Source organism: Methylobacterium sp. 22177 (assembly GCF_052045615.1).
GTDB lineage: Bacteria > Pseudomonadota > Alphaproteobacteria > Rhizobiales > Beijerinckiaceae > Methylobacterium > Methylobacterium radiotolerans.
The window spans coordinates 1-7531 of the sequence record NZ_JBQEPK010000020.1 but is presented as its reverse complement, the minus strand read 5'-3'; the positions used below and the strand labels follow the sequence as shown (position 1 = coordinate 7531).

General features: G+C 75.2%; 7 protein-coding genes. All 7 read left to right on the top strand.

Translation table 11 applies throughout. The features are described from left to right. Positions 1 to 1235, top strand: a 1235-nt coding sequence (locus tag ACTJK8_RS18160) for an AAA family ATPase (RefSeq protein WP_440762324.1), incomplete at its 5' end; no start/stop codon positions are given. 4 nt (positions 1236 to 1239) lie between these two features. Beyond that, positions 1240 to 1842, top strand: a complete 603-nt coding sequence (locus ACTJK8_RS18155; protein ID WP_012318440.1) for a hypothetical protein — start codon at positions 1240 to 1242, stop codon at positions 1840 to 1842. Then, positions 1839 to 3200 carry a hypothetical protein gene (locus ACTJK8_RS18150; protein ID WP_012318441.1) on the top strand — a complete coding sequence of 454 codons (1362 nt, stop codon included), beginning with the start codon at positions 1839 to 1841 and terminating at the stop codon, positions 3198 to 3200. Before ACTJK8_RS18155 ends, ACTJK8_RS18150 begins: the two co-directional genes overlap by 4 nt. Next, positions 3197 to 4609: a peptidoglycan-binding protein gene (locus ACTJK8_RS18145; protein WP_440762323.1), complete on the top strand. Its 1413-nt coding sequence runs from the start codon at positions 3197 to 3199 to the stop codon at positions 4607 to 4609. The genes ACTJK8_RS18150 and ACTJK8_RS18145 overlap by 4 nt, the downstream gene beginning before the upstream one ends. Before the next feature lie 9 nt (positions 4610 to 4618). Continuing rightward, positions 4619 to 5977 carry a hypothetical protein gene (locus tag ACTJK8_RS18140; protein ID WP_440762322.1) on the top strand — a complete coding sequence of 453 codons (1359 nt, stop codon included), beginning with the start codon at positions 4619 to 4621 and terminating at the stop codon, positions 5975 to 5977. A 50-nt stretch (positions 5978 to 6027) separates the two neighbouring features. Continuing rightward, positions 6028 to 6771: a hypothetical protein gene (locus ACTJK8_RS18135; RefSeq protein ID WP_012318444.1), complete on the top strand. Its 744-nt coding sequence runs from the start codon at positions 6028 to 6030 to the stop codon at positions 6769 to 6771. Positions 6772 to 6830: 59 nt separating this feature from the next. After that, the coding region (locus ACTJK8_RS18130) for a hypothetical protein (RefSeq protein WP_440762321.1) at positions 6831 to 7531 on the top strand (701 nt) is incomplete at its 3' end.

The window sequence follows — 7531 nt, the reverse complement described above, 5'->3', positions numbered from 1 at the left end:
ACCGCGACCGGATCATCGTGATCGTCGCCGGCTACACCAACGACATGCGCCGGTTCATCGACGCGAATCCCGGCCTCGCCAGCCGCTTCACCAAGACCGTCGCGTTCCCGCCCTACAGCCCGCCGGAGCTCGCCGAGATCCTGAAGCGCATGGCCGCGGGCCAGGGCTTCGTCATGCCGGAGGGGTTCGAGAAGGACCTCGCCGCCTATGTCGGGGCCCGGTCTAAGGCCGAGGACTGGGCCAACGCCCGCGAGATGCGCACCGTCCTGGAGAAGGCCCGCCAGGCGCAGGCGCTGCGCCTCGCCGCCAGCCCCGGCGGCGACATCAACCGGCTCGAACCCGCCGACATCGCCGCGGCCCTGGGCCGCCAGGCCGGCGGCGCGGTCGACATGGACGCGGCCCGGAAGGTCATGGCCCGCCTCGACGCGATGATCGGGCTCGCGCCGGTCAAGGAGCAGGTGAAGACCGTGGCGGCGCGGGTGCTGGTCGATGCCCGGCGCCGCGCCGAGGGCATCGAGGTCGGCGCGGTGAGCCAGCACATGGTGTTCACCGGCCCCCCCGGCGTCGGCAAGACCGAGGTGGCGCGCATCATGGGCGATATCTTCCGGACGCTCGGCGTCCTGCGGAAGGGGCACGTGGTCGAGGTCGACCGGGCCGGGCTGGTGGCGGGCTATGTCGGCCAGACCGCCGCCAAGACCCTGGAGCGCTGCCGCGAGGCCCTCGACGGCATCCTGTTCATCGACGAGGCCTACACGCTGGCCGAGGGCGGCGGGGGCGGCAGCGACTTCGGCAAGGAGGCGATCGACACCCTCCTGAAGTTCATGGAGGACAACCGCGACCGGATCATCGTGATCGTCGCCGGCTACACCGGCGACATGGCCCGGTTCATCGACACGAATCCCGGCCTCGCCGGCCGGTTCACCAAGACCGTCGAATTCCCGGCCTACGACCCGTACGACCTCGTCGAGATCCTGCGCCTGATGGCGTCGCGGCAATCGTTCCGGCTGCCGCCGCGCTTCGAGACCCTGCTGATCCCGTGGGTCGAGCAGCGCGCGCAGCGGCACGACTGGGCGAACGCCCGCGAGATGCGCACGCTCCTGGAGCGCCTGCGCGAGGCCCAGGCGATGCGCCTCGCCAGCGATCCCCTGGGCGATTACGGCCAGTTCGAGCTCGTGGATGTCGAGCGGGCGCTCCGGCCCGCCGGGGACGCGGCGCGTCCGGCGGCGGGGGCGTAGCGGCATGGCGCGGCCCGACACGCCCCCGCCGCCCGGACCGGAGGGAAGCTCTCCCGAAGGCGACGGCGCGCGCCCCGCGGGGCCCGCGTCGCTGGCGGTGCTCCGCGGCCTCGCCGCGGAGGTCGTGCGCCGCACCACCGCGGTGGCGGCGGTCGTGGCCGCGGCCGATCGGGGCGAGAGCGCGGCGCTCGTGACCCTCGGCCACCTCTACAGCCCCTTCACCGCGGGATCCGGTGAACCCGCGCGCAATGCCTGGCTCGCCGCCGTGTATTTCGAGCGCGCGGGGGCCGCCGGCAACTGGGTGGCCGCCGGGATGGCGGCCGAACTCCACGACCGCGGCCCGGGCAATCTGGAGCGGGACCCGGCCCGGGCCGCGGCGCTGGTGATGCGCCAGTTGGAGACGGACCCGGACAGCGGCTGCCTCGTCACGGATCCCGGGATCGGCGCGGTCTGGAGCCCGGATTTCTGGGCGGCACTTCAGACCGCGCTGGCCGCGCGCGGTCTCTACACGGGTCCGATCGAGCCGCGCAGCAACGACGCGACCCGCGCGGCGGTCCGGCACTTGGTGGACACCGCGGGGACGGCCCGGGAGCCGTCGCGGCCATGAGCGTCGCGCGCGGGGACTGGCTGCGCGCGCACGCGGCCCTCTGGTACGACGATCGCCGCTACCGGCTGGCCTGGCTCGCCCTGCCGCAGGCCGTGACCTGCGCGGTCGCGGGCCTGTGCATGGCGCTGGCCGCGCAGGGCGTCTGGGGGCAGCCGGCCACCGCCTCGAAGGCGCGGCTCGCCGAGCTGAGCGCCCTGCGCGACCGGGCCGGCAAGGACGGCGACCGCGCGGCGTTCGACGCGCTGACCGCCGCGGCCACCCGGGGCCAGATCGACGCCGCGACCAAGCTCGGGACGCTCTACGACCCGCTGACCGCCGCCTACTTCCCCAACAAGCCCGCGCCGAACGATTTCGCCCGGGCGACCGCCCTCTACGGACCGGGCGCCGCGATCGGCGACCTCCTGGCGGTCGCGCGCCTCGCGGACGTGCTGCTCGATCCGGCCAACCCGAACCGCGACCTCCGGCGCGGCTGCCGCCTCGCCCAGACCTGGATCGACGCCCCCGAGACCCTCGAGCGCACGATCACCGGCGAGGAGCGGCTGACCGTCAAGCTCGCCACCTGCTACGTCGAGCCCGAGAGCGGCCTGCCGCAGGACCCGGTGCGGGCCGGGGGGCTGGTGACCGCGGTGCTGTGGCGCCGGCACCGGCCGACGATGGACGCCTTCATCAACGATCTCGGTCGGCAGAACCCCGCCCTGGTGTCGGGCATCCAGCGGCATCTGGCCGAGCAGCGCCGCTACATCGGTCCGGTGGACGGGCGCCCCAATCCCGGGATCATCACGGCCCTTCAGGTGGAGGCGGGGATCACCGCCACGGTCGCGACCCCGCGGCCCGAGCCGCGGCGGATGGCGCCCAAGGGCCCGGACCCGGAGGTGATGGCCCTCCAGGCCGCCGCCCGGGACGGCGACCGGCGGAAGCTGGCCGAGCTGAAGAGCCGGGCCGATGCCGGGGACGCGGACGCGCTCACCGCCTACGCGCGCCTGTTCAACCCGGTGATGAACAAGGGCGACGTCTTCGCGCCGGACGCGCAGGTCGCCGTCGCCGCCTACGAGCGCGCCGCGGCCGCCGGCAACGGCATGGCGGCGGGCGAGGCCGCGGTGCTGTACGATTCCGGCTACGGCAACGTCGCCAAGGATCCCCGGAAGGCCGCCGCCCTCGCCCTGCGGGGCGTCGACCTCAAGGACGACCAGATCACCTTCTGGCTGCTGTTCCCGGAGGCGGGCAACTGGAGCGACGGGTTCTGGGGCGCGATCCAGGCCGCGCTGACCGCCCGCGGCTTCTACACGCTCCCGGTCGAGAACAAGCGCAATGCCGCGGTCATCACGGCCCTGCGCGCCTACATGAAAGCCAAGTCATGAGCGGCGTCACGATCGGGACCGACCGGATCCGGGCGCACGCGACGCTCTGGTACGCGGACGCGCGCTACCGCCTCGCCTGGCTGATCCTGCCCCAGGCCGCGGTCGCCCTCCTGGCCGGCCTCGCCCTGGCGCTGCTGAGGCCCGCGGGCGAGTGGGGCAAGCCCGCCGACAGCAAGGAGAACGAGAAGCTCTATCTCGACCTGCTCGACAAGGCCGGCAAGGACGGCGACCGGGCCGCCTTCGAGAAGCTGCGGACGGCCGCCGAGGCCGGCGACGTCAGCGCCCGGTCGTTCATGGGCGCCCTCTACAATCCCGAATGGGCCGCGGTCTACGCCAAGAACCCGGTGAAGCCCGACGCCGCCAAGGCGCTGACCTACTACCGGAAGCCCGCCGACCTCGGCTTCCCCGGGGCCCAGCGCGGCATGACCGAGCTCCTGCTCAACCCGGCCCGCGGCCAGCACGATCTCGAGCGGGGCTGCCGCTACGGGCTGGCCTTCCAGGCGAACCCGGTCGCGGCCCGGAACAACTACTTCGATTCCTGGTCGACGCTCTACTGGATCGCCGGCTGCTACACCGATGCCGGGAGCGGCGTCCCGCGGGATCCGCAGAAGGCCGCCGACCTCTACATGGACACGGTGGCGGCCAAGCTGCCGCTCGCCATCAACACGTTCACGGACGAGCTCGGCCGCCAGCCCCCCGACCTCGTGGCGGCGATCCAGCGCAACCTCGTCAAGCGCGGCTTCTACACGGGGCCGGCCGACGGGACGGCGACGCCGCAGACGCGCGCGGCCGTGCAGGCCCTGGCCGGCCGGGGTGCCGGCCCGCAGGGCAATCCGGGGGCGGGCAACCCCGGAGCCGGCAACCCCGGGGCCGCAAAGCCCGCCGGCGCGCCGCCTCCGGCGCCGCCCGCGGCGACGCCGAGCGTCGAGGACCTGATCGCGCTGTCGAAGGGCGCCGTCTCCAACGCCGCCGACGCGGCGAAGCTCCGGGGCCTGGCGGAGAGCGGCGTCCCGGTGGCCCAGTACCTCTACGCCGCGATGCACCTGTCCCCGGCCAACAAGGAGCAGCGGGTCACCGCGCCGGACGCTCCCCTGGCGGCCCGGTATCTCGAGCGCCTCGCGGTCGAGCGCTCCTTCGCCCCCGCGGCGACCTCGGCGGCCTTCCTGTACGATCTCGGCGGCGCCGGCCTGCAGCGGGACCCCGCGAAGGCGGCCGACCTGACGATCCGCGCCCTCGAGCTCAAGTCCACCGAGATCCTGCAGAATCTCGAGCAGGACCAGTGGGGCGCCGGCTTCTGGGCCGCCCTCCAGCAGCGCCTCGCCGACCGGAATCTCTACCAGGGCCGCGTCGTCGACCAGCGCAACGACCGGACCATCCAGGCGGCGCGCCGCCTCCTCGGCAATCCATAGGAGACGGCCATGGGCCCCCGCCGCAAATATCCCGCGCGGTTCCCGGCCCCTCGGGCCGGGAACCGCATCGGCCGCCGCGCCGCCGCGCCGCTGGCGGCCCTGCTGTCGGGCCTGCTGTCGGGCCTACTCCTGCCCGCCGCCGCGCAGGCGCAGATCAAGGTCCGCAAGGCCGACTGCTTCTTCGCGGCCGACGGCAGGACCGTCATCGACGGGGTCTGCGAGTTCCTGACCGACGCGCGCAGCTACGGCGTGGGCGGGTTCCGCCTCGCCACCTACACCAACGGCTACCTGCGCGACGGCGTGGTCGTGTCGGTGACGGCGCCGGGCCAGGGCACGGCGACCTGGAACCGGGAGCCCGGCGGCAAGCCCGAGGACGGTCCCGCCGACGGCGTCACCGGGGAGGGCGCCTGCTGGACCGGGTCCCGGAGCCGGATCTGCGCCTGGAAGGTCGGCGAGGGCCGCCCCGGCTTCGGCGGCGCCTCCGCGGCGGCGCCCGAGGCCGGCGCCCCGCGGGCCGCCGACTGCTACCTCGAGGTCGCCGGCGATGTCCGCCTCGACGGGGCCTGCCAGTTCCGGTCGGAGACCGGCCAGACCGGCGCCCGCGGCTTCGAGATCCGCTCCTACGCCGCGGGCAAGCTCGACGTCGTGGCGCAGCTCGTCCGCGACCCGCAGAACCCGCTGAGGGCCACGGCCTTCTGGAACGGGTCGTCGGGAGGCCTGCGCGCCGCCGAGGCCCTCGGTGCCCTGTCGCCGAGCGGCCCCTGCTGGGACAATGACGGCGTCCGTCTCTGCGTCTGGCAGCCCGGCCAGCCCCGCGGCGGCTGGGACCGGCGGGACGGCGGGACCGCGCCGGCCCGCGACCGGCCGGCCGAGGCCCGGGCTCCGGCCCCGCCCGACACGCCGCCGTCGCCGTCGCCGTCGCAGCCTCCGCCTGGCGACAGCGCGGAGGCGCGCGATCCGCCATCGGGCACGTTCCTGAAGCTGTCCTTCAGGGGCCGCTGCGAGTCCCTGATGATGGACGGGGAGGACCTCACCGCGACCTGCGCCCCGGAGGCGGTGAACACCTCCGTCGTCGGCAGCCCGAAGGCCGGGTTCATCTTCGGCACCACCGACGGCAAGGCCATGGCGTTCCTGGCCTCGGCCAAGGGCTTCGTCGAGGGCGGCACCCTGCACCAGCCCGTCGACGAGGTGATGTACGCCGAGCGCGACCAGTCCACCTTCAAGGTGAAGGGCACCTGCGAGATGCCCAATCCGATGGGCGGCCCGGTGGTCATCACCTGCGACGCCCGGTCGGCGAACAGCACCTACGCGGTCCGGTTCCGCACCGACGGCGGCAAGCCGGTCCTGACCCGCGGCGACCCGAAGTGAGGGCCCCGCCGCGGACCGGGACCACCCGTCCCGCAATTCGAGGAGGATCCATGGCACGACGCGTCGCGACGACGGGAGCGGCCGGCGCCGCCGGGATGCTCGCCGGCCTCCTGGGGCTCTGCCTCGCCGGACCGGCGCTCGCGGGGTCCACGAGCGTGACCGCGCGGCCCGGGCAGCGGGTCCGCCTCGACGGCTACGCCACCCACGAGACCCGGCCGGGCTGCCCGTCGGTTCCGGCGGCCGCGATCGAGCTGGTCACGCCCCCGCGCGGCGGACGGATCGAGCAGCGGCGCGAGTTCCTGGTCCTCGGCCAGAACATCGACGGCACCCCGTCGCGGGACGGTTGCCAGGACGTCGAGCGGGACGCGCGGACGCTCTACTACACGGCCCGGCCGGACTTCTCCGGCCAGGACACGGTGTCGGTGATCGTCACCTTCGTCACCGGCGAGGAGGCCACCTACACCTACCGGATCACGGTGCCCGCGGGCGAGGGCAGGCGGGCGCCGGCGGTGTCCCAGGCGCCCGCGCCCCGCGACGCCGGCCTCGCGCGGCCGGCCCCGACGGCGCGGGCCGCTCCGGCCGAGCGGGCGGCCCCGGCTCCGGCTCCGACGCCCCGGGAGGCCAGCACCGGCGACTTCCTGCGCGACGCGGTCCGCGGCGCGGTCCCGGCCACCCGGCCGGCGCCGGCCGCGCCGCCCCCGAAGGCCGCCGAAGCCGCGGCACCGGTATCCGGCACGCCCGCACCGCCGCAGCAGCTGGCACCGCCGCGCCCGCCCGCCGCGCCGCAACTCTGACGCGTCGCCGACGGCCGGATCGGCCGCCCGCGCCCATCGCCAAGCCGAGGACGAGTCCCGTGCATCAGCGCCTCCCGAACGACCCCCGCTTTGCAGCACCGACCCGGCCGCGGCGGCGCGCCGGCGTCCGCGCCCTCGGTGCGGCGCTCGGTTCGGCGCTCCGCCCGCCGCTCTGCCTGCCGCTCTGCCTGCCGCTCTGCCTGCCGCTCTGCCTCACGTTCTGCCTCGCCCTGCCGGCCCGCGCGGAGGTGGAGAGCAAGACCGCGCGCCCCGGCCAGCGGACCTTCCTCCAGGGCTTCACCTACTACTTCGCCACGCAGGGGTGCCGGTCGCGGGCGGCCACGATCGAACTGGTCCGGCCGCCGCGCGGCGGCCGCATCGAGCAGCGGCGCGAGTTCCGGATCCTCAGCGGCAAGGTCGACGAGACCGGGGCGCAGATCCGGCAGCTGGACGGCTGCGAGGACGCCAAGAAGGATGCGATGTCGCTCTACTACACGGCGCGGCCCGACTTCTCCGGACTCGACACCCTGTCGATCGACGTCACCTTCGGGGACGGGTCGACGGTGCCGTACACGTTCCGGATCACCGTGCCGCCGGGCGAGCCCCGCCGGGCCCCGGCGGTGTCGCAGGCGCCCGTCCCGCGCGCGGGCGGCGCCGGGCAGGGGGCGCCCGCGCCCCGGGCGAGTCCGGCCCCGGCCCCCCGGGAGGCCGGCACCAGTACCGGCGACTTCCTGCGCGACACGGTCCGCGGCGCGGTCGC

What these genes read in the sequence shown, in the direction of transcription:
- ACTJK8_RS18135 (WP_012318444.1), top strand. Translation starts at nt 6,028, where the DNA reads ATGGCACGACGCGTCGCGACGACGGGAGCGGCCGGCGCCGCCGGGATG.
- ACTJK8_RS18140 (WP_440762322.1), top strand. Translation starts at nt 4,619, where the DNA reads ATGGGCCCCCGCCGCAAATATCCCGCGCGGTTCCCGGCCCCTCGGGCC.
- ACTJK8_RS18150 (WP_012318441.1), top strand. Translation starts at nt 1,839, where the DNA reads ATGAGCGTCGCGCGCGGGGACTGGCTGCGCGCGCACGCGGCCCTCTGG.
- ACTJK8_RS18145 (WP_440762323.1), top strand. Translation starts at nt 3,197, where the DNA reads ATGAGCGGCGTCACGATCGGGACCGACCGGATCCGGGCGCACGCGACG.
- ACTJK8_RS18155 (WP_012318440.1), top strand. Translation starts at nt 1,240, where the DNA reads ATGGCGCGGCCCGACACGCCCCCGCCGCCCGGACCGGAGGGAAGCTCT.